The organism is Arthrobacter sp. UNCCL28, assembly GCF_900102805.1.
GTDB lineage: Bacteria > Actinomycetota > Actinomycetes > Actinomycetales > Micrococcaceae > Arthrobacter > Arthrobacter nicotinovorans_A.
The window spans coordinates 394,916-415,952 of sequence record NZ_FMWE01000001.1 but is presented as its reverse complement, the minus strand read 5'-3'; the positions used below and the strand labels follow the sequence as shown (position 1 = coordinate 415,952).

Here is a 21,037-nt window from a genome sequence, read left to right as displayed (position 1 = left end):
GACCCGCTGTTCCGTTGCTTCACGGCCTCGGAACAGCGGGTTTTCGCGTTGTCGGTGTATTTATGGCCCCCGGTTGCCTGTTCAGCCGGCCATGAATTTCACGTACGCCCTGCCCTGGGCTTGGAAGGAGCGCTCAGCGGCAGCCCCCAATTGCCCGGCGAACGGCTCGGGTGCGACGCCCACTGACTTGCCGCTCATGGTCCTGACCCAAGTTCCCACCACTTCTCCGCCGGATACGATGATGCGTTTGAAAACGCCGTTCCTGCCAGGCACCACCTGCCCGGCATGCTCGGGAGCCAGCACTAGGCTCCGGTCCTGGTAGCCGAGCAGGTACTCATCGAAGCCAGGAAGTGCCAGCAGCGAGCGCGACCCTGGGACGCCGTCGTCGAGCATCGCAGCAGTCTCCGGCGACACCCAATAACTGCTGCCGCCAAACGGCACCTCAACCAGCCGGCCATGCAGGGTCTTCAGGGCCGCCCGCGCCTCAAGAAGCGGGACCTGGCTCCACCACGAGAAGTCCTTGATGGTCGCCGGTCCGTGGCTCCTGACGTAGCGGAACAACAGTTCTGCTATGCCTTCCTCGCGGCCAAGCTCCCTGGACTCGGGGATCCAGTCCTCAAACGGCACAAACAGCTGCTGCAAGCCTGCCTTCCCGCTGGTCGCAGCCATGGGCCCCTGAACCAGCCACGCACGCTGGCACAGACTCCCCAGCAAGTGGATCCCCCGCTGCGCTTTGGTGGCCTGGCCTGCTTCCTCAAAGGCCTGGAACAACTGCTCACGGCTCGCTCCGGGCGCACCCCCGGCCTTCAGGGACTCCGCTGTCTTGAAGGCGATGTCCCGGCAATGGCTGATGTCGTCCGGCGTGATGCCCAGTTCACGATGCCTGCCGGCCACCACGGACATGAGCCGGTCACTGGTGATGCCCAGGATCCAGCGGAGATCCTCAGGGGCCAGGAGGTGAAGGGTACCCCGCATGGGCCAGGAACGGACCACGCTCCCGGCGTCGAGTGCGGCCCGGACATCCGAGGCATGGGTGCCGGGAACCCGCTGCCCGACAGCCCACAGCGCATGGCCCAGGTCCTGGGCCTGCATGGCGGTCATCCAACGAACGGCGTCGGCAACCGAGGGGAAGCCACCACCCAGCAGGCCTTGGCTGACGAGCCGCAAACGGCCCATCACACGGGGACTGGGACTTTTGAGGGCTGCAGGCATGCTTCATCCTAAAAGGGCAGGCACGCACAGGGAACCTTGCCGCGCCTCCCAGCCCCTACCCAGCAGCGGATCCTAGGATGGATTCATGCTTTTCGGAGATCTTGCCCCGTTTGTGCGGCCGATGAGCCGGTGGTTGGCTACCGCCGGCTGGTTCTGCACGCTCGCGGGGCTTGGTGCGGGTCTGGTGGTCGCGGTGGGAACGGGCGTCAGCCTTTCCCCCTCGATGCAGGCCATCCAGACAGTCAGCCTCGTAGCAACCGCGGCAGCTGCCCTGCTCATCGGCACCGCAGCGATCTGCCAACCCGTCTCCGACCGCGACGACGACGCCCCCGAGCCATGGTTCTACCCAACCGCCGCCGCCCAGGTCCGCAGCTTCCTGCTGGGAGCCATTGTCATGCTCCTGGGCTTGGTAGGTTTCGCAGCCGCCGGCCTGTTCATGCCCAGTGGACCATCGCCGCAAAGTATCGCGTTCAGCCAGATCTTCTTGCTGGGCTCCGTCAGTTGCGGCCTCACGTTCCTGTTGCTCAACAAGATCCTGCCGATTGCCGAGCGGCGGACGCGCTAGGGTCGCCGGCGTCGCGCACTTGGCCGCGGGGCGGCGTGCGCCGAGGGGCGGGGTGCGCCGAGGGGCGGGATCTCAACCGAAAGATCCCCTTATTCCCCCGAGATCCAACCCCTCGCGGGCGGCTCACCTGGGGTCCGCTTCGCCTCCTGCGGCGAGGGGCGGGATCTCAACCGAAAAATCGCCTTATTCCCCCGAGATCCAACCCCTCGCGGGCGGCGCTTTAGAGGGAGAGGCCGATCAGCAATGGTTCCGGGTGGAGTTCAATACCAAAACGCCCGACGACGCCGGACCTCACCTCCCGCGCGATGGCCACCATGTCCGCGGCCGAAGCTGTCCCCCTGTTGGTGATGGCGAGGGTGTGCTTGGTGGACAGGGACGCCCGGCCGCCCGAAACGCTCGCTTCCTCCAGGCCAAAGCCCTTGCCGAACCCTGCCTGGTCGATCAGCCACGCGGCGGAGAGCTTCACCTGTCCGTCGTCACCGGCAGGGTACCTGGGTGCGTTCTCCGGCAGTTCAGCGGCGCGTTCTGCCGGCACGATCGGGTTGGTGAAGAACGAGCCGGTGGAATAGGTGTCGCGATCTGCTGCATCCAGGACCATGCCCTTGGACGCGCGGAGCCGAAGGACTTCCCTGCGGACATCGTTGGAGTAGGCACGCTTGCCCGGCTCCACGCCCAGAACCCGGGCCAACTCGGCGTAGCGGATGGGGGCGCTCATCCGGCCCAGCGGCAACTGGAACTCCACGGTCAGCACCACGTAGCGCGGTGATCCTTCAACCGTGGTCTGCTTCAGGATGGAGTCGCGGTATCCGAACTTGAGTTCGGAGCTGGTGAACGTCTGGACTGCGTTGCGTTCGCGGTCCCAGGTGCGGACAGCAGCGATGGTCTGTGAAACGTCAGCACCGTAGGCACCCACATTCTGCACGGGGGTTGCGCCAGTTGATCCCGGAATACCGGACAATGCCTCCAGTCCGGACCAGGCATGCAGCACGGAATGTTCAACCAGGGCGTCCCAGTTGTGTCCGGCCTGCACAACCACCGACACGCCACCGCAACTGTCTTCGGAATTCACTGTGAACCCCTCCGAGGCGATCTTCAGCACCGTACCGGGGTAACCGTCGTCGGAGATCAACAAATTGGAGCCGCCACCGATGATGAGGAGTCTTTCACCTGCAGCGTCGGCCGACCGGACGGCGTCGATAATTTCAGCCTCAGTGCGGGCTTCAATAAAGGTGCCCGCGGGGCCACCAACGGCAGCAGTGGTCAATTCAGAAAGCAGCGTTTGGGTCACCAATCAAGCCTAACGGGCTTCCTTGGGCTCCGCGGACTTTGCCGCCTGTTGACCGGCCAGGGGCGCCAGGAAGAAACTGACCACCAGCAACACCAACGGGGCCAGCAGTGAATGCAGGATGCCGAAATGTTCAGCCAACAGTCCCAGCAGCGGAGGGCCGCACAAGAAGGCGCCGTAACCAATGGTGGAGACCACTGAGACCCGGGCAGCGGCGTGGACGGGGTCATCTGCCGCAGCGGACATCCCCACGGGGAACCCCAGCGAGGCTCCAAGCCCCCAGATGGCCAAGGCAACGAACGCGAGCCAGGGAACGGGCGAGAAGACAAAAAGCGCCAAACCCACGACGGCGGTCGCCGAGCACCAGCGCATCACCACTACCCGGCCAAAACGGTCAAGGATCACTGTGCCCGTGAAACGGCCGATGGTCATGAACGTGACGAACAGTCCATAACCTACAGCACCTGCGGCATCGGTCTGACCGTAGCCGTCAGCCAGTGCCAGCGCCACCCAATCCCCGGCAGCTCCTTCGGCCAAGGCCAAACCAAGGACCAGGACGCCGATCAGGAGCGTCCGGCGGTCACGCCAGGCAAGGGCCACCAGCCTCTTGCTGTCCAGTGGAACCGGGGCTTTGCGGTCTTCCCGCCCAGTGTCCGGGTTCCGGGAGGTGTCATCCGGATTCCGGGAAATGATAGGCAGCGGTCCCGTTGACGGATCCTGGAAAGTGTCGGTTTCTTCAGGGCGGAACGTCTGCGTTGCTGCAGCGGTCTTTTCTGCGCGGAACCAGAAAGTTGCCGCCACCACCGACGTCGTCACTACCAGGCCCGAGATCAGGAAATGCCAGAACACCGGCATGTGGATAGCCGCGGCCCAGGCACCGAAACCGGCAGCGGCGACGGTTCCCAAGCTGAAGGCACCATGCAGGTGGGGCATGATGTGGCGCTGCAGCTCGCGCTCAAGCGAAGCACCTTCCACATTGGATGCGGTGTTCCAACTGGCCGTCCCCAAACCAAGGATTACCAAGCCTGCTGCCACCACCAAGGGGTTTGCCGCAATGGAGGTGCCGACACCCACGGTGACAAGGCCCGCACCCACCATGCAGCTGCCAATCCTCGTGGTCAGCTTGGGGCCAAGCCGCAGCACGATGAGGCCGGAGGCGGAGATGGAGATGAACGAGGCCACCGTCATGCACATGAGCAAGAGGCCAATGCCACCCGGCGTCAGGTTCAATCCATCACGAATGGCGGGCAGGCGGGAGACCCACGTGGCAAAGGCGATGCCGCTGGCCGCGTAGGAGGCAAGAACAGCGGCGCGCCACCGCGACATTTCAGTCGATGTGGCGCGCGGTTTACTGCGGTGTTGCGAGGTGTTCTGTTGGTTCAAGAGACCTTCACAACCGCCTGTGACTTCATGAGGACCTTCAGTCCCGCCGCCACCACGGTGAGGTCGATACGCGCGGTGCGGGCATCGGCGTCGAGCGCTCCCACAACACCGGTGACGTCGATGACAGCGCCGGCGTCATCGGTTCCGGTCGTGTCGGTTACGAGGACGGGCTTGGTGAAGCGGGTCTGGTAATCGACGACGGCGGCGGGGTCGCCTGCCCAGTCGCTCACCAGCTGCACGGCCGCACCCATGGTGAACATACCGTGCGCGATGACGCCCGGCAGCTCCACCGAGGTGGCGAAGGCTTCGTTCCAGTGGATGGGGTTGAAGTCACCGGAGGCTCCTGCGTACTTGACCAGGTCCTGGCGGGTGACGTCAATGCTGCGGCTGCCGATTTCCTGGCCGACCGTCAGTTCTTCGAATGTGGGGCTCATGGTTACTGTCCCTCTCCGCGGACCAGGATGGATGAGGTGGTAGTGGCGACCTTCTCGCCGTCCACCGTTGAAATCTCCGAGCGCGTGGTAATCATCGCTCCCCCGCCCATGGCCCGGACGCCATCGACATGGAGTTCGGCCACCAGCTGGTCGCCGGCAACAATGGCCCGGTGGTGCGTGAAGCGCTGGTCAGCATGAACCACGCGGGAGAAATCGATCCCCGATTCCGGGTCCTCCACCAGTTGGGCGTCAGCACGCTGGGCGACGATGATGGCGAATGTTGGCGGGGCTACGAGGTCGCTGTGCCCCAATGCCCTGGCTGCCTCGACATCGAAGTGCGCGGGATTGCCGGCTTTGACAGCCTTGGCGAACTCGCGGATTTTTTCACGACCGACGTCGTATACCTCTGCGGCAGGGTAGCTTCGGCCCTGCAGGTCCGGATTGATACTCATGTTCCAACCCTATCGGGCCAAGGGAGCTTGGGCGCAGATCGTGGATACGGGGAACGTGAAGTTCGACGAACGGGTTATTTCTTGTAGCTCTTGCGGATCTTCTGGCCCCGGATGACCAGTCCTGTGACGTGAAGGAGCAGGCCCGCACCGATCACGGGCAATGAGGCCAACGCCAGCCCTTGGTTGCCGGAGGTGTTCCCGACAATGGAGAGGATGAGCCCGACCGCGATCAGCCCCATGGCGCTGAAAACCAGCACTTTGTAAGACGTAGAGGCCGTAGCCCAAAATTGTTCCAGCACCGTCCAAGTCTACCGGTGGGTTGCCGAGGGGTTGGCTCTCAAGGGAAAGAGGGGCCCATACAGCCGAGAGCTCGCCCCTCGGCGGACAGAGAAGTCGCCCCTCGGCGGACAGAAAAGTCGCCCCTCGGCGGGGGAACTAGAACAGGGAGTCCTGCAGCGCCGGGATTTCGGTGAGGTATGGGCCAAACTCAATTTTCCGGCCCTTCAACGCGCCAAGATCCGCAACGAAGCTGCCTCCCACCTCGTTCCCTGAAACGTCAGGAAGACCGGCCAGGGCGATCGCACCGGACAACGCTTGGACCCGCAGTCCGTGCCCGCCGGCGTCGAACGTTGCCGGGTAGGGGTGGCGGCCCGCACCCGCGGTACAGAGCGGCCCTGCCAGCCCAGGCCGTTTCCACTCTTCCTCCACAACGGAGTAGCCGGTCATCGTGAGGCCTGCCAGGAGCTCGCGAACACGGCCGGCGTGCCGGCGGTTCAACGCCAAAAGCTCGACAGCGGCACGCGGCTCCACCAGTCCGGCCACTTTGGCGGCCGACCGGACCTGCTGAACGAGGCCGAGCTCGTGAGTAACCATGTCCTCGAGAATGCGGACAACGCGGCCGTCCCCGGTGTGGGCCACATAGGAAGCATGCACGGCACCCTGCTCGGCAAGCCTGTTCCATTTACGCGGGGCCGAGGCTGTCCCCACCTTGGTGGCACCGTTGGCGAAGGTGGCCACGTAGAGCCAGTGCGGCTGCATCAAATAGGCGCGAAGGCCAGCAGGAACGGGGTTGCCACGGTGGAAATCGTGCATCAGCCGGGAGTCGTCCCGGGCAAAACAGGCCCCGCATTGTTTCCCACGTTCTGCTGGGGAACTAGCGCGGCAAGGAACGTGCGTGCGATCCCCCGGCCCGTGGACCTTGGTGTGGCCCAGGCACCACAGACCCGGAAAAACGCGCAGGCCCAGGGCTGAGCCCCGGGCCAACGCAACATCAGTGAACTCCCCCGCGGGCGCGAACAAACGCAATGCCGGCGACGGGGAGTCCCATGCGACTCCATGAACCAGCATGGTTACAGGGAGGGCTGGACTCCGAATGCCACTGCCAGCTTCATGATCTTCTCGGCACGGCCCAAACGCGGGAGGTCGGAGCCGTCGCGGATGACTCGGCCGTTGGCTTCGAAGTCGTTCATGAAGTCCGTGGCCCAGGCGACGTCCGACGGTGTGGGGCTGATGACCTCGTTGATCACGGTGGTCTGGTCAATGGCCAGGCACAGTTTGCCGGTCATGCCCATGGTCACAGTGATACCGGTTTGCTCACGCAGGATCGGGTGGTTAGTGCCCACCGTGGGGCCGTCAATGGGGCCCGGCAGGTTGCCCACGCGGCTGGCGACAACCAGTTTGGCGCGCGGGTAGGCCATGGCTTCGGGGGTTGCTGCCATGCCGGTGTCGCGACGGAAATCGCCGGAGCCGAAAGCGAGGCGGAACGCACCCTGGGCTCGGGCAATGTGGTTGGCTTCCTCGATGCCGAGGGCGGATTCAACCAAGGCGACCACGGGAGTCTTTCCGTCCATGCGGTGGTAGGACTCAGTGACCTGGTCTGCGGATTCAGTCTTGGCCAGCATCACGCCGAGCAAGCCCGGGGTGCCGCGCAGTCCGGCGAGGTCGTCGGCCCAGAAGGGGCTGGTGGCATCGTTGATGCGGACCCAGGCCTGACCACCGGCAGTCAGCCAGTTGACCACGTTTTCGCGTGCAGCGTCCTTCTGGGAAGGGTCAACAGCGTCTTCGATGTCAAGGATGATGGCGTCTGCCCGTGAACCCGCGGATTCGTCAAAAAGTTCCGTTTTCATGGCGTTCACCAGGAGCCATGAACGGGCAATGTCGGCGGGAATATTGCGGGTAGGCCGAACTGATTCGGCGGCGATGCTAGACGTCATGTATCTACCGTATCCGCCCGGCGGCTCACAGAGCGAAGAAATCAGCCCGGTTGTGAGGATCAATACGAACTAAACCCCATATGACTGTGGAGTCCCGCAGTATGAACGCACGACGGCGGTACGCGCCAGTCATGCACAGCTCACTTGTCGCTGTTGTTCACAGGGCTCAACGCAGCGTCTTTGTGTCCCCGGGTTGCCAGGGAAGGCCCAGGATTTCGTCCTGTTTCGGGCTGTTTCGCAGCGTTTCCGGCCGTTACCCGGACACTTCCCACCCGCCGTCGAAATGGGCTTTCATCGTTCCCAAGCCGTTGCAGACGTTCCCCAGCAAACCGGCCCGCCCAACACCTGCAATCCATCGAAAGTAGCTCCCATGAAACTGCACCTGCCCCTGCTGAGCGTCGCGGCCGCCGTCGTACTAGCGCTGACGGTCAGCGGCTGCGGCGGCGCTGCCGAAGCCGGACAAGCCAACCAGGCCGGAAACGAAGTGAAGGAACTCCGCTACCAAGGCTCGGCCAACAACGTGACATTCCCCGAACTTGCCGCAGACCTCGGATACCTGGGCGACCTCAAACTGAACTGGGTTGGCAACACCACCAGCGGACCGCAGGACATCCAGTCGGCGGCGACCAACCAGACTGATTTCGGCGGCGCGTTCTCCGGAGCGGTGGTCAAGCTCATCGAAGCCGGTGCACCCGTCAAAGCCGTCACCAACTACTACGGCTCGGACGAAAAAACGTTCAGCGGGTACTACGTGAAGGCCGACAGCACCATCAAAGAGCCCCGCGACCTGATCGGGAAGAAGATCGCCGTCAACACCCTGGGCGCGCACCACGAGGCCGTCATCAACACCTGGCTGACCAAGAACGGGCTCAGCTCCGAGGAGATCAAGCAGGTCCAACTGGTCCCGCTGGCCCCGAACGACACCGAAGAAGCCATCCGGCGCGGACAGGTGGACGCCGGAACCCTCGGCGGTGTGCTGCAGGACCGGGCCATCGAAGCCGGCGGACTGCGGTCCCTCTTCAGCGATGTTGAGCTGTTCGGCACCTTCGCCGGCGGACAGATCGTGTTCCGGAACGACTTCATCGCCAAGAACCCGAACACCACCCGCACGTTCACCACCGGCGTTGCCAAAGCGATCAAGTGGGCTGCTGAAACCCCTCGCGACGAGGTAGTTGCCCGCTTTACCAAGATCATCGAAAGCCGCGGACGGAATGAGAGCACCGCGAACCTTAAGTTCTGGAAAAGCCCGGGAGTCCCGGACTCGGGCGTGATCAAGGACGAGGACTTCACCCGTTGGGAGGCCTGGCTGAACGCGTCGGGAATCGTGAAGGACAAACTCACGCCATCGAAGTACTACACCAACGAGTTCAACGATCTCGCAGCAAAGAAGGGATAGCCATGACCGCGAAAATCAGCCTCCGGAACGTCACCAAGGAATTCACGGTCCGGGCCACGAAAACCACGAGTGCCACCCGCCTCACCGCCATCGACTCCCTGAGCCTGGATGTCCGCGAGGGTGAATTCCTCACCCTGGTAGGACCCAGCGGTTCGGGCAAGACCACCCTGCTGGACCTGCTGGCCGGTCTTTCAACACCGACCTCCGGCGAGGTGCTGGTGGATGGCAAACCTGTCACAGGACCGGGCAAGGACCGTGCGGTCGTTTTCCAGCAGTACGCGTTGTTTCCCTGGCGGACGGCATCGGCCAACGTCTCCATTGGCCTGGAAGGCGCAGGGCCGGACGGCAAGAAACTGAACCGCCGTGAACGGGCCGCGAAAGCCAGCGAATACCTGGCACTGGTAGGCCTGGCCGGTTTCGAGGACCGCTACCCGCACGAACTCTCCGGCGGGATGAAGCAACGCGTAGCCATCGCCCGGAGCCTGGCCTATGAGCCGGACGTCCTGCTGATGGACGAACCCTTCGCCGCCCTGGACGCCCAGACCCGCGAGCAACTGCAGGACGAACTCCTCAGGATCTGGAAAACCACGGGCAAGACCATCGTCTTCATCACCCACGGGATCGATGAGGCCGTCTACCTCGGCGAGCGCGTCGCTGTCCTGAGCGCCAGGCCAGGCCGGCTCAAGGAAATCGTGGACATCAGCATCCCGGACCGTGACGACGAGGAGGACATCCGTTCCAACCCCTCCTTCGTCAAACACCGCCACCAGGTCTGGACCCTTTTGCACGACGAAGTCCGCCGTGCCCAGGACGCCGGCCACCGAAAAATCCTGCCTGACGGCAGTGCACCCGACGAGCCCGTAACCACCACGGAAAGGAGCGCGGCCTGATGACCACCACGCTCATTCAAAAAGAAGCCCCGCCCAAGGCGGGTTCCCCGGCCGACCCAACGGCCGCCGTCGAACCTTCACCCAAGGATGGAGCCGAACGCACGACGCCGGCGCCCGGCAAAGTGCGACGCCTGGCCGCTACGGCCGGTTCAGCCGCCTGGAAATCCGCAGCCGTCCTGGCGTTCCTGGCACTGTGGGAGCTTGGACCGACCTACTTGGCGAGTCCTTCCACCCGGGTGTTCCTGCCGCCGTTGCACGAGGTGCTGCTGGCATGGGGCAAGCTCTTCGAAGCCGGCACCATCCAGGGGCACATCGCGGCCAGCCTCACCCGTTCGGTGGCCGGCTTCGGCGCGGCCCTGGTGGCGGGTGTCTCCCTGGGACTGCTCATTGCCTGGTACGGGCGGCTGAACTCGGTCCTGAACCCCTTGCTGGAACTGTTCCGCAACACAGCTGCACTTGCACTGCTGCCGGTCTTCACGCTGTTGCTGGGAATCGGCGAGGAATCGAAGATCAGCATCGTGGCGTACGCCGCGTTCTTCCCGGTGCTGCTGAACACCATCGCCGGCGTGAAGACCGTGGATCCGCTCCTGATCAGGGCAGCCCGTTCCTTGGGACTGAACAGCTTCAGGCTTTTCCAGAAGGTCATCCTGCCCTCTGCGGTTCCCACGATCTTTACCGGTATCCGGATGGCCGGCACCGCCTCCATCCTGGTGTTGATCGCCGCGGAAATGGTGGGAGCCAAGGCAGGGCTGGGTTATCTGATCGTCAACGCCCAGAGCAGCTTCCTCATCCCGGACATGTACGCCGGCATCCTTACGGTGTCCTTGCTGGGCCTCGGCGTGAACTTCCTGCTGGTGGCCCTTGAACGCCATTTCTCCCGCTGGCGCACTGCTGTTGGTGCTGCCTCCTGAAACCCACCCGCATCCCGGAAGCAACCGGCTTCCTGGAACCAACCCGCGGCATCTGCCGCAACCGTCACAACAAGTAAGGAATGAACCATGACTGTTATTACCGAAACCAAACTCGGGTTCGCCAAGCTGGGCTCCCGCATCGGCGCCGAAATCCGTGGCCTGGATATCAGCGGAGACCTCAGTGAGGACACCGTCGCGCAGATCAGGGCCGCGCTCAACGAGCACAAGGCACTGGTGTTCCGGGAGGCCAACATCTTCAGTGACGAGGCCCAGGTGAAGTTCGCCTCGCACTTCGGGCCACTGACCAAAGCGCACCCCACGGTGGCCTCGGTGGAGGGCGAGGAAAATGTCCTGCCGGTTGACAGTGAGAACGGCTCGGCCAACAACTGGCACACGGACGTCACCTTCGTGGTGAACCCGCCGCAGGCTTCAACTCTGCGCAGCATCGATCTCCCTGCCTATGGCGGCGAGACGCTGATTGCTTCCTCGGCCGGCGCTTACCAGGACCTCCCGGAGGAGTTGCGGAGCTTCGCGGACAACCTGTGGGCCATCCACACCAACGACTACGACTACTCCGTCCCGAAGAACCTGGAGCACTCCAACGCCGAAGAACGCCGCAAGGAGTTCACCCGTCTGAAGTTCGAAACCGCCCACCCCGTGGTGCGGGTCCACCCCCTGACCGGCGAGCGCGGATTGTTCATTGGGGGCTTCGCGCAGCGGCTCCGGATTGTGGGCTTGTCCAATACGGAATCAAAAGACATCATCCGCCTGCTGCAGGCGTACGTGACGCGTCCGGAGAACGTGGTCCGGGTGAACTGGGAGCCCAACCAGGTTGTCCTGTTCGATAACCGCATCACCCAGCACTACGCCCCGGACAACTACGACGGCCAGCCGCGCAAGCTCAACCGCGTGACCATTGCCGGTGACATCCCGGTGGGTATCGATGGCAAGCCCAGCCAGGCGTTGCAGGGTGATTCGAGCACCTACTCCGTGGTGGCTCCGACCAGCAGCGCCTCGTAGCCATGTGTTGCTGTCCCCACCCAACTGAGTCGCAGTGAGCGCGTTTTGAGAGGTCATAACGCGCACAACTGCGACTCAGTTGGGTTAAAACCGGGGTTAGGGGATGTTGCTCCCCCGGGCTGCCACCCACAATCCGTACCACTGGGCACGGGTCATGGTGGCGGCAACTGAGGCGGCATCGGCGCATGCCTTGATGCGCCCGGGATTGGTAGTGCCGATTACCGGCGAGATCCCGGCGGGGTGCTTCATCAGCCAGCCCAGCAGCACTGACTCCGGCGTGGTGTTCTTCTCCCCCGCCAATTTTTCAAGCATCTCCGTGGCCCCCGACTCCGCAGGCGACAACTCGGCAGCCGGTGCACCCGTGTATCGCCCCTGGGCCAGGGAACCGTACGCCTGAAGTTCGATTCCTTGAGCCATGCAGTGTTCCAGGGTTCCGTGCGGGAAGCTGAACCCCAGCCCGTCCGCGTGGTTGACCAGCACAGCGCTCTCCAGCCAATCCCGGCGGAGCAGGCTCATTTCCAGCTGGTTCGCCACGATCGGGGTCTCCAACTGGTCCTGCAGGAACGCGATTTGCGCACCGGACATGTTGGACACGCCCAGCTGCCGCACCTTGCCTTCGGCCATTAACTGCCCGACGGCGTCCGCCACCTCACGGGGGTCCATCAAGGGATCGGGCCGGTGCAGCAGCAGCACGTCCACGTAATCTGTCTGGAGTCGTTTGAGGCTCCCGTTGACCCGTTCCAGAATGGCTTCCCGGCTGAGGTCATAATGCGTCTGGAGTCCGCGCTCCCCCAGCCTGATTCCGCATTTGGTCTGCAGCTGGATCTTTTCCCGCAGACCTTGCGAACGGGCGAGGACTTCACCAAAGACGGCCTCGGACTTTCCGCTGCGATAGATATCCGCATGGTCGAAAAGTCCAACACCAATCCCCTGGGCAGCTTCAACCACCGCAGCGGCCTGATCGATCTCCGCGGCGCCGTAGGATGTGCCGTCCCAGGGGCCGCCGAGTCCCATGCAGCCGTATATGAGGCGTCCCCGCCCGTTCGCATTCGTCATGGTTTCAGTATTGTCCTCAGCGCTTAGTCGCTGCTGACAATCCACGCGGTGGTATCTGAAGGCAGCTTGCCATCCTCCAGGGGTTCACTGGTTACCACTACGTCACCGTCAGGCAGTTCAACCGGTTCAGTGCCGAAGTTGGTGACGGCGTGCCAGCCACCCGGGCGGCTGAAGTGCAGGACGTCCGGGTTGCCGGTTTCCACCCACTGAAGTTCCTCCGCTGTCTGGAGCTTGCTGCGCAGGTGCAGTGCCTTCTTATAGAGCTCCAGCGTGGAACCTTCCACGCCTTCCTGCGTGGATACTGCGTAATCCTTGAACCACTCCGGCTGGGGAAGATGCGCTTTGCCTGCACCGAAGCCGAAGGACGGGCCTTCTACGGTCCAGGGCAGCGGCACACGGCAACCATCGCGCCCGATCTCCACTCCCGGGTTGCGGAAGAAGGACGGGTCCTGGCGTTCTGAGTCCGGAATCTCCGCGACTTCACGCAGGCCGAGCTCTTCACCCTGGTAGAGGTAGGCAGAACCGGGGAGGGCAAGCAGCAACAGCGTCGCGGCGCGTGCACGACGCAAGCCAAGTTCGACGTCGAGCTCTTCGGCCGGTGCGCCGGCCAACAACCAGCCCTTGCCGTCCTGGCCCTTGGGCTCGCCGCCGGTGATGTCCTGGGCAGCATTGGTTCCCTGGGCAACGGAACCACCCTTGGGCAGGCCGTAGCGGGTGGCGTGGCGGACGACGTCGTGGTTGGAAAAGACCCAGGTGGACGATGCCCCTGATTCCTTGGCCGCCACCAGGTTGTCGGTGATGATCTTCCGGAAGGCGGCAGCGTCGTAGTCGGACTGCAGGAGGTCGAAGTTGAACGCCTGCCCCAGCCCTTCGGGGCTTGCATAGCGGGCACGGCGGGACTCATGTACCCAAGCCTCGGCGACGGCGGTGCGGGGCGGGTTGTACTCGTTGAAGAGTTTGCGCCACTCGGCATAGACCTCGTGCACTTCATCGCGATCCCAGAACGGGTGGGAACCGTCGGTGAAACCATCCGTGCCATGGGCTTTGGCTTCCAGGTCCGCCTTCATGGGCAACGGCTCGGAAAGGTCCTTGGCCATGCCATGGGCTACGTCGATCCGGAAACCGTCAACGCCGCGGTCGGACCAGAATCGCAGGGTCTTCAGGAAGTCCTCACGAACCTCCGGGTTTTCCCAGTTGAAGTCCGGCTGCTCCTTGGCAAAGATGTGCATGTACCACTGTCCGGGCGTGCCGTCGGGCTCGGTGATCCGGTCCCAGATGGGTCCACCGAAGACGGAGTCCCAGTCCGAGGGCGGCAGCTCACCGTTCTCTCCCCTTCCATCGCGGAAGATGTAACGTTCACGGGCGGCCGATCCCTTGGGGGATGCCAGCGCTTCCTTGAACCACTCATGGCGGTCCGAGGAGTGGTTGGGGACGATGTCCGCCACGATCTTGATACCCGCCGCATGCAGGGCCTCGACCATTTCGTCGAAGTCCTCAAGGGTTCCCAGCTTCGGATCCACGTTGCGGTAGTCATCGACGTCGTAGCCGCCGTCGGCGAGCGCCGAGGGGTAGAACGGGCTCAGCCATACGGCGTCGATGCCAAGTTCCTTGAGGTAGGGAACCTTGGCAGTGATGCCCTTGATGTCTCCGAGTCCGTCTCCGTTGGCGTCGTGGAAGCTGCGGGGATAGATCTGGTAGACCGCGGCCTGGCGCCACCAATGGGGGTCGGTCATGCGGTCTGCTTCGGTACGGTGTGCCTGAGTGGCCGAGGTGCTCACGAAACTCCTTTGATTTAGTATCTAAATTTATATCCCGGACCAGTATGAAACGGCCGGACGTTGCAGGTCAACAGGCCTAACCCTTCACAGCACCCTGGGTCACGCCTGCCATGACCCACCGCTGCGTGAACAGGTAGGCAATGATCGCCGGGGCCATCGCCATCAGGTAGGAGGCGAAGGACACGTGGTAATTGTTGCTGAACTGCGTTTGGAAAAGGTTCTGCCGCACGGGAAGCGTTTGCAGGGACGGATCGGAGATGATCAGCGAGGGCATCATGAAGTCGTTCCATGCATAGAGGAATGCGAAGATCCCCACCGTGGCACTCATCGGCGCAAGCAGCGGGAAGATCAGCTTCCAGAACGTCTGCCAGGTGGTGGCACCGTCGATCCTGGCACTTTCCTCCAGTTCCATCGGGATGGACCTCAGGAACGCGGTGAAGAGCAGCACGCTGAAGCTCAGCTGGAACATGGTGGCCAGCAGGATCACTCCCAACGGATTGTCCAGCCCCAGGCGGCCCGTGAGTTGAATCTGGGGCAGTGCCACCACCGGGAACGGAATAAACATCGCCCCCAGCAAATAGAAGAACGAGTACCGGAACAGGCGGCGTTCCCAGTTCCGTACGATCGCGTAGGAGGCAAAGGCCGCCAGGATGATAGTGGCCAGCACCGTCCCCGCAGTCACAAGCAAGGACACGCCGGCACCCACAGGGAAGTTGGTCAGTGTCCAGGCCTGCACAAAGCCATCGAAGCTGATGGGGGCCGGGAACGAGAAAGCGTTGCCATCCACAGCCTGGCCCTGCGTCTTGAACGCCATGGAGACCGTGACGTAGAGGGGCAGAAGCACAGTCACCGCGCACAGGACCAGCACGGTGGTGGCCGGCCAGTTCACCCGCTCCATCGCAGAGCCGGATTTGCTTGAGGCTGGTTTAGTGGTCATCGATTCGTTGGTCATTACAGTGCATTCCGTCCACGGGTCAGCGAAAGCTGTACGAGAGAGATCACGATGGCCACCACGAAGAAGATCGTGGCGTTGGCCATCTGGTAGGCGTAGTCACCGCCGTTGAAGCCCGAGATGACAGTCATCGCGATGCTTCTGGTTGAGGTTCCCGGGCCTCCGTTTGTCAGCCCGACGATGATGTCGTAGGCGTTGAGGAAGCCCTTGAACCCCAGAATGATATTGATGACCACGTAACCGGCCACCAACGGAAGAGTGATCTTCACCAATTGCTGGAATTTGCTCGCGCCATCAATTTCAGCGGCCTCGTAGACATCTCCAGGCACTGCCACAAGGCCCGCAATATAGATGAGCAGCGCGCCAGGCACAGCCTGCCAGGCCGTCACCAGCACAACTGCTACCCATGCAAAGTCCGGATTGGCCAGCAGGCTGCTTTCCAGCCAGGGGATCCCGGCCGCGGCACCGAGCGAGGGCAGCGAGTTGGAGAACAGGAAATTGAAGACGTAGGCGATGATGATGCCCGAGACCACCATGGGGATCACGAAGACCGTCCGCAACGCCGTCTTCATCCGGATTCGCGCAGTGAGACCCACAGCCAGAAGAAAGGCCACCAGATTGACGGCAATGACCGTAACGATCGAGAAGCCGAAGGTGAAGAGGTAGCTCTGCAGGATGGCGGGATCACTGAAGATCGCGATGTAGTTGGTCAGGCCTACGAAGTCCCAATCGCCAATGCCGATCGAGTTGGTGAAGCTGAAGAAGATTCCGATGATGCCCGGAACGGTGATGGCCAAAGTGAACAGGATCAGGCTGGGCAGCAGGAAGATGTAGAAGATGGGCTCGACCCGGCGCTTGCTGCCTCCCCGCCGGGGATTTGGGTGTGAGTGACCGTGCTTCCGGCTGCCGCGCTGCAGGCCCGCCTGGCGCGGGCCGCCCTTCCCGGGCGTCGTGGAGGTGGTGATGATGGACATGATGTTGACTCCCTGGTCCGGCACTACTGGCGGAACGCCAGGCGCGCCCAATCTGCGTCGAGTGTGCTGAGGGTGGATGCCGGATTTGCGCCGAATACGAGTGCTTGGGTGTAGTTCATGATCGGGATGGTGCGGGGCACCAACACCGACGGTCCCTGGTACACCTGGGCCGCGTCGTAGTACTGCACCATCCCCTCAATCCGGGGATCGGGGACTACGGCGGAGTCCTTGGTAGGGGTGAAACCCAACTGGGATTTGTTGTAGGCCTCGATGATTTCCGGCCGGTACAGGTACTCCAGGAAGTCCCGCGCCGCTTCCTTGTGTTTGGACGCCTCGGGTATCCAGGCCGCCAGGTCCACGTTCACGCGGACGCGCAGGTCCCGCGGGTCTTCTGTCATCGGCAGGGGAAAGGTTCCAAGCTCCAGGTCAGGGGCCGTTTTGGCGATCTCGCTGAAGGCCCAGGGACCCTGCAGGTACATGGCGGCTTTGCCTTGGGAGAAAGCCAGGTTCCCGTCACCGTAGGCCCGGCTGGCAGCATCCTTGTTGACGTAGTTCTTCGCAAGGGTCAACATCTTCTCAACGGGCTGCCCAAAGTCCTTTTGGAACGAGACAGAAGACCCGGGGCCCACATCCGCGCCTTCGTCAGCGAGTTTGTCGAAGAAGTCCAAGGTGTCCATCTGGCCGCCCGCGGAGTAGTCGAACCATCCCTGTGCGATGGTCCAATCGTCCTTCCATGTGGCATAGAACGGCGTTACTCCCGCAGCTTTCAACTTCTCGCATGCCGCGATCAGTTCGCTCCAGGTGGTGGGCACCTTGATGTTGTTGGCTGCGAAGATCTCCTTGTTGTAGATCACCGAGGAGGCCATCACGGAGTACGGCAGGGCACTGGTCCGATCCTGGTAGGAACCGTACTGTTCCATCAGGGGTTTGAGGTCACCGCGGATGCGGGAGGCGGCATCCGTCCCGGACAAGTCACTCAACGCACCACGTTGAACAAAGCGGGACGTCTCCATGTTGTAGTTGGCAAGGGCGATATCCGGTGGATTGCCGCGAACGAAACTTGCGGAAACGACGTCGACGCCGGACGTGTCCAGTACCACTTTCGTCCCGCCTTGGGAGGCGTTGTAGTCGGCAACCAGTTTGGTCATGAAACCAATTGCTTCCCGCTTGCTGAACGTGAAACGGATTGTTTCCCTGCCCGATTCCTGTTCGTGGGACGAGGCCCCGGAACAGCCGGAGAGTAGACCGGCGATGAGTGCCAGCCCCGTTCCCATCACCGCGAAGTGTTTCCTGCGTGTCATCTTCACCGACACCGTAGCCCTTTCGTCTTGCGGACCTCAGTGGCCGCTATGACATCGCGCGGCACTCCTGAACAGCACCGCGGGAAGTTTAGATAGGACGTAAATTTATGACCTATCGCTAACCATGGTGAGTGATGGGCGCCACAGGGTCAAGCTTCTGCCGATATTTGACGTCATTTGCCGAGATGCCCGGTCTCTCTAAATTTATGCACTAAATTTAGAGAGACCGCCCTATCAGACAGATCGAGCGGCTGGGAAAGTGGGAGCGCCGAATGCAGACCGGGACGGCACCGTCAACACAACTGGTACGCAGAGTGAACGCCAGCGCAATGCTCAAGGCAATGCGGGGAGCCGGAGTCCTTACCGGCACGGAACTGATGGACAGCACCGGGCTCTCGCGCGCCACGGTCATCTCAATCTGCGACGAACTGGTCCGCCTGGGATGGCTTCAGGAGCTCGAAAACCAGCGGGGCGCCGGCGACTACGTCAAGGGCAGGCCGGCCCGGCGCTTCATCTTCGACGACAGCGCAGCCAGTGTCCTGGGGATCGACATTGGCGCGCACAAGATCACCGCGATTGTGGCCGACATGGCAGGGACCCCGCTCTCCCAGGTCACAATGCCTTTCCGCACCTACAACGTCCCAGCCAAGGAACGCGCCGACGTACTGGACAGGATCGCCGCTGATGCCTTGGAGAAAGCAGGGGTCTCCGCCGACACCGTTCTTGCCGTTTCCGCGGGAGTGGCCGCCCCTGTCAGCCGCGAGGGAGAGGTGCTCACGGTCCAGGAATTCTGGAAATCCTTCGACGTCCGCAGGATCGTCTCCGAGCGGCATGGCTGGCATGTGCTCCTGGAAAATGACGCCAACCTCGCTGCCCTCGCAGAACGCTGGCTGGGCACAGCCCAAGGAGTGGACAACCTCGTGGTCATGCTCGCCGGGGACCGATTGGGAGCCGGAATCCTCGAATCCGGCCGGCTGCTCCATGGCCAGCTCGGTGGCTTTGGAGAACTTGGCTACCTGGACAACGTTGACGGCGTGGGCGACACCTACGGGATAGCCCACTATGCAGTCCTCTGGGGCCAGGAAGCCATGGGCTCAGCCTCAACCTCCAAGTTGCGGGAACTCTGTGGCAATGATCCTGAAGCGCTGACAGCAGAGATGGTGTTCAATGCCGCAGCCGACGGTGACACCGCCGCCCTGGACACCCTCGAACGCCTAACGCATCGCATGGCCCGGGCAGTCGGCTCGATCAGCACCTTGGTCAACCCCGAACTGGTGGTGATCGCAGGCGCCGTCGCGGCCTCCGCCCATGCCCTGATCCCCGGCATGGAAAGGCAATTGCCGGACTTCACCTTCACTCCCCCGCGCCTTGCCACCTCCACCCTGGGCGAGGGCATCGTCTCGCTGGGAGCGGTACGTCACGCCCTGGACTACGTGGAAGACCACGCTTTGGACCTCTACCCCGCTTCATTGCCCCGGCACGCGGCAGCGGCGAGTCCGGTGTAGGCCCGCCCCCGGTACAAGCCTGCTCCCGGTATAGACCCGCCCCGGCCCAGGCCTACTCCGGCATAGACATCGTCCGCAGGTCCAGTTGCCTGAGCACGCGGTCTGCCACTTCCGGATCAGTACCCAGCTCGTTCCGGGCAGCCACCACTTCCTGGCGGGCAGCATCCAACGCGATGGTCTGCACCGCGATGGAGAGCTCCCGTCCGCGCTTCCGCTTCTCGGCAACCGACTCGTTCTGCAGCGTGCCGTCCAGGAGCTCGGCATGGAGCCGGCGCATCTTCTCCTTGACCAGCGCCACCTTCTCTGCCGGGAGTTCTTTCATCAGGTCGTGGTCCTTCAGCGCCGCCACGGCCGCGGACTGGGCCCGTTTGGCCAGGACCTTTGCAGCATCCTGCTCGTGTGAACCGTCTTCGGTAGCTTTCAGTACCCGCATGAGCCACGGAAGGGTCAGGCCCGGGAGCACCAGCGTGGCCAGCAGGACGGCGCAGGCAATGACCAGGATCTCGTGCCGCGCGGGGAATTCGCTGCCGTCAGGCAATGTCAGGGGCAAAGCCAACGCCAAGGCGAGGGTAGCCAGGCCGCGCATGCCGCACCAGGTCAGGATCAGCACTTCCTTGGGGGACGTTGGCTGCAGGAGGTTCCTGCGCCTTCGGGCCGTCAAGGCAAGCAGGCCAAGCCAGAGGAAGCGGACCACGAATACCAGGATGCAGATGATCACAGCCATGCCGATCATCCCGAAGATCGCCGTCCCCTCGTCCCGGATGACGTGGCGGATCTCGAGCCCCACCAAGCCGAAGGCCAGCCCGGTGGCCAGCAGTTCCACGACGTCCCAGAACGCTGTCCTGGTGACGCGCTCGGCGGCGTCCTGCGGACGCGCATGGCGCTGGAGTTCCAGGGCAGTCACGACGACGGCCACCACACCTGAAGCGTGCAGCTCTTCGGCCAGGATGTAGGCCGCGAACGGCACCACCAAGGTGACGGCGCTGCGGGCCACCATGGACGTCACCAGCTTGGTGATGACCTTGGTCAGCCAACCCATCGCGATGCCGATCAGGACGGCCAAAGCGGCTCCGATGACAAACTGCGGGATGACCTCGGGGCCCACTTCCTTCCCGGATACAGTGGCTGCCACGGCGGCCTGGAAGATGACGATGGCCGCGGCGTCGTTGAAGAGCCCCTCACTTTGGAGGACGGTGGTGAGACGGCGCGGCATGTGCACGCGGCCTGCCACTGACTCGACGGCCACGGGGTCTGGAGGTGCCACCATGGCGCCCAGGGCAATCGCCGCCGGGATACCGATGCCCGGAATCATGAGCCAGGCGGCACCGGCGACTACAGCGGTGGACACCACCACGAGGGCTACGGCCAGCAGCAGCAGCGTCCGCCACCTGACCCGGAACACAGCCCAGGAACTCTTCTGGGCAGTGGCAAACAAGAGCGGCGGAAGGAAGATCGGCAGGATCAGCTCAGGCGAGATTTCAAACTCGGGAAAGCCCGGGATGAAGGTGAGCGCAACAGCCAGCAGGAGCATCAGGACCGGATACGGCAGCCTGAGCCGATCCCCCAGGCCCACTGCCACCACCGTCGCAAGCAGCAACCCGACAATGAGCGCCAACTGATCCATATTCCTGCTTCCCCAGACGTTGTAAGGCCCTCCCCCGGGCGAAGCCGAAAAAGTTCCCTACAAACATATCCCGCCAGTGCAATCAG

Annotated in this window: 20 protein-coding genes; 6 read left to right on the top strand and 14 right to left on the bottom strand. The window is 63.1% G+C overall.

Going from position 1 to position 21,037, the window contains the following annotated elements; genetic code table 11:
- Nucleotides 1-81: 81 nt before the first annotated feature.
- Entirely contained in the window at nt 82-1,212 is a 1,131-nt protein-coding gene (locus BLQ01_RS01830; RefSeq protein WP_091549894.1) for a winged helix DNA-binding domain-containing protein, read from the bottom strand.
- A gap of 85 nt (nt 1,213-1,297) precedes the next feature.
- Between BLQ01_RS01830 and BLQ01_RS01825 the strand changes: the two genes are divergently transcribed.
- Nucleotides 1,298-1,777, top strand: a complete 480-nt coding sequence (locus tag BLQ01_RS01825; RefSeq protein ID WP_026539772.1) for a hypothetical protein — start codon at nt 1,298-1,300, stop codon at nt 1,775-1,777.
- A 220-nt stretch (nt 1,778-1,997) separates the two neighbouring features.
- Here BLQ01_RS01825 and BLQ01_RS01820 read toward each other — a convergent pair whose 3' ends face one another.
- The 7 genes from BLQ01_RS01820 to BLQ01_RS01790 all read right to left on the bottom strand — a co-directional run bounded on the left by BLQ01_RS01820 (nt 1,998) and on the right by BLQ01_RS01790 (nt 7,544).
- Nucleotides 1,998-3,065: a UDP-N-acetylmuramate dehydrogenase gene (locus BLQ01_RS01820; protein ID WP_026546318.1), complete on the bottom strand. Its 1,068-nt coding sequence runs from the start codon at nt 3,063-3,065 to the stop codon at nt 1,998-2,000.
- A gap of 9 nt (nt 3,066-3,074) precedes the next feature.
- A complete protein-coding gene (locus BLQ01_RS01815; RefSeq protein WP_091549892.1) occupies nt 3,075-4,445 on the bottom strand; it encodes an MFS transporter in 1,371 nt (456 codons plus the stop codon).
- Nucleotides 4,442-4,879, bottom strand: coding sequence for a MaoC family dehydratase (locus BLQ01_RS01810; protein WP_026539769.1), 438 nt, complete (start codon nt 4,877-4,879; stop codon nt 4,442-4,444). Before BLQ01_RS01810 ends, BLQ01_RS01815 begins: the two co-directional genes overlap by 4 nt.
- Nucleotides 4,880-4,881: 2 nt before the next feature.
- Nucleotides 4,882-5,331, bottom strand: a complete 450-nt coding sequence (locus BLQ01_RS01805; RefSeq protein WP_026539768.1) for an FAS1-like dehydratase domain-containing protein — start codon at nt 5,329-5,331, stop codon at nt 4,882-4,884.
- 74 nt (nt 5,332-5,405) lie between these two features.
- Nucleotides 5,406-5,630 carry a DUF3188 domain-containing protein gene (locus tag BLQ01_RS01800; RefSeq protein WP_091549890.1) on the bottom strand — a complete coding sequence of 75 codons (225 nt, stop codon included), beginning with the start codon at nt 5,628-5,630 and terminating at the stop codon, nt 5,406-5,408.
- 136 nt (nt 5,631-5,766) lie between these two features.
- Nucleotides 5,767-6,423 (bottom strand): DUF2797 domain-containing protein, encoded by a 657-nt coding sequence (locus BLQ01_RS01795; protein ID WP_254779148.1) that lies wholly within the window; start codon nt 6,421-6,423, stop codon nt 5,767-5,769.
- A 257-nt stretch (nt 6,424-6,680) separates the two neighbouring features.
- Entirely contained in the window at nt 6,681-7,544 is an 864-nt protein-coding gene (locus tag BLQ01_RS01790; protein WP_026546322.1) for an HpcH/HpaI aldolase/citrate lyase family protein, read from the bottom strand.
- Nucleotides 7,545-7,914: 370 nt separating this feature from the next.
- On the opposite strand from BLQ01_RS01790, the gene BLQ01_RS01785 reads away from it, so the two are divergent.
- The 4 genes from BLQ01_RS01785 to BLQ01_RS01770 all read left to right on the top strand — a co-directional run bounded on the left by BLQ01_RS01785 (nt 7,915) and on the right by BLQ01_RS01770 (nt 11,761).
- Nucleotides 7,915-8,940: an ABC transporter substrate-binding protein gene (locus BLQ01_RS01785; RefSeq protein ID WP_091549887.1), complete on the top strand. Its 1,026-nt coding sequence runs from the start codon at nt 7,915-7,917 to the stop codon at nt 8,938-8,940.
- A gap of 2 nt (nt 8,941-8,942) precedes the next feature.
- Complete coding sequence (locus tag BLQ01_RS01780; protein ID WP_091549886.1) at nt 8,943-9,830, top strand: ABC transporter ATP-binding protein; 888 nt, start codon at nt 8,943-8,945, stop codon at nt 9,828-9,830.
- Complete coding sequence (locus BLQ01_RS01775; protein ID WP_091549884.1) at nt 9,830-10,741, top strand: ABC transporter permease; 912 nt, start codon at nt 9,830-9,832, stop codon at nt 10,739-10,741. The genes BLQ01_RS01780 and BLQ01_RS01775 overlap by 1 nt, the downstream gene beginning before the upstream one ends.
- An 87-nt stretch (nt 10,742-10,828) precedes the next feature.
- Entirely contained in the window at nt 10,829-11,761 is a 933-nt protein-coding gene (locus BLQ01_RS01770; RefSeq protein WP_091549881.1) for a TauD/TfdA dioxygenase family protein, read from the top strand.
- Nucleotides 11,762-11,857: 96 nt separating this feature from the next.
- Here BLQ01_RS01770 and BLQ01_RS01765 read toward each other — a convergent pair whose 3' ends face one another.
- The 5 genes from BLQ01_RS01765 to BLQ01_RS01745 all read right to left on the bottom strand — a co-directional run bounded on the left by BLQ01_RS01765 (nt 11,858) and on the right by BLQ01_RS01745 (nt 17,822).
- Nucleotides 11,858-12,817: an aldo/keto reductase gene (locus tag BLQ01_RS01765; RefSeq protein ID WP_091549880.1), complete on the bottom strand. Its 960-nt coding sequence runs from the start codon at nt 12,815-12,817 to the stop codon at nt 11,858-11,860.
- A 23-nt stretch (nt 12,818-12,840) separates the two neighbouring features.
- On the bottom strand, nt 12,841-14,595 hold the full coding sequence (locus BLQ01_RS01760) for a glycoside hydrolase family 13 protein (protein ID WP_091549878.1): 1,755 nt from the start codon (nt 14,593-14,595) through the stop codon (nt 12,841-12,843).
- 76 nt (nt 14,596-14,671) lie between these two features.
- Nucleotides 14,672-15,547, bottom strand: a complete 876-nt coding sequence (locus BLQ01_RS01755) for a carbohydrate ABC transporter permease (RefSeq protein WP_091549877.1) — start codon at nt 15,545-15,547, stop codon at nt 14,672-14,674.
- The gene (locus BLQ01_RS01750; protein ID WP_254779145.1) at nt 15,547-16,521 is read right to left on the bottom strand and encodes a carbohydrate ABC transporter permease; all 975 of its coding nucleotides are present in this window, start codon (nt 16,519-16,521) and stop codon (nt 15,547-15,549) included. The genes BLQ01_RS01755 and BLQ01_RS01750 overlap by 1 nt, the downstream gene beginning before the upstream one ends.
- Before the next feature lie 23 nt (nt 16,522-16,544).
- Nucleotides 16,545-17,822, bottom strand: a complete 1,278-nt coding sequence (locus BLQ01_RS01745; RefSeq protein ID WP_254779142.1) for an ABC transporter substrate-binding protein — start codon at nt 17,820-17,822, stop codon at nt 16,545-16,547.
- 272 nt (nt 17,823-18,094) lie between these two features.
- On the opposite strand from BLQ01_RS01745, the gene BLQ01_RS01740 reads away from it, so the two are divergent.
- The gene (locus BLQ01_RS01740; protein ID WP_091549873.1) at nt 18,095-19,327 is read left to right on the top strand and encodes an ROK family protein; all 1,233 of its coding nucleotides are present in this window, start codon (nt 18,095-18,097) and stop codon (nt 19,325-19,327) included.
- A 52-nt stretch (nt 19,328-19,379) separates the two neighbouring features.
- Here BLQ01_RS01740 and BLQ01_RS01735 read toward each other — a convergent pair whose 3' ends face one another.
- Entirely contained in the window at nt 19,380-20,951 is a 1,572-nt protein-coding gene (locus tag BLQ01_RS01735) for a Na+/H+ antiporter (RefSeq protein ID WP_026539754.1), read from the bottom strand.
- Nucleotides 20,952-21,037 lie beyond the last annotated feature (86 nt).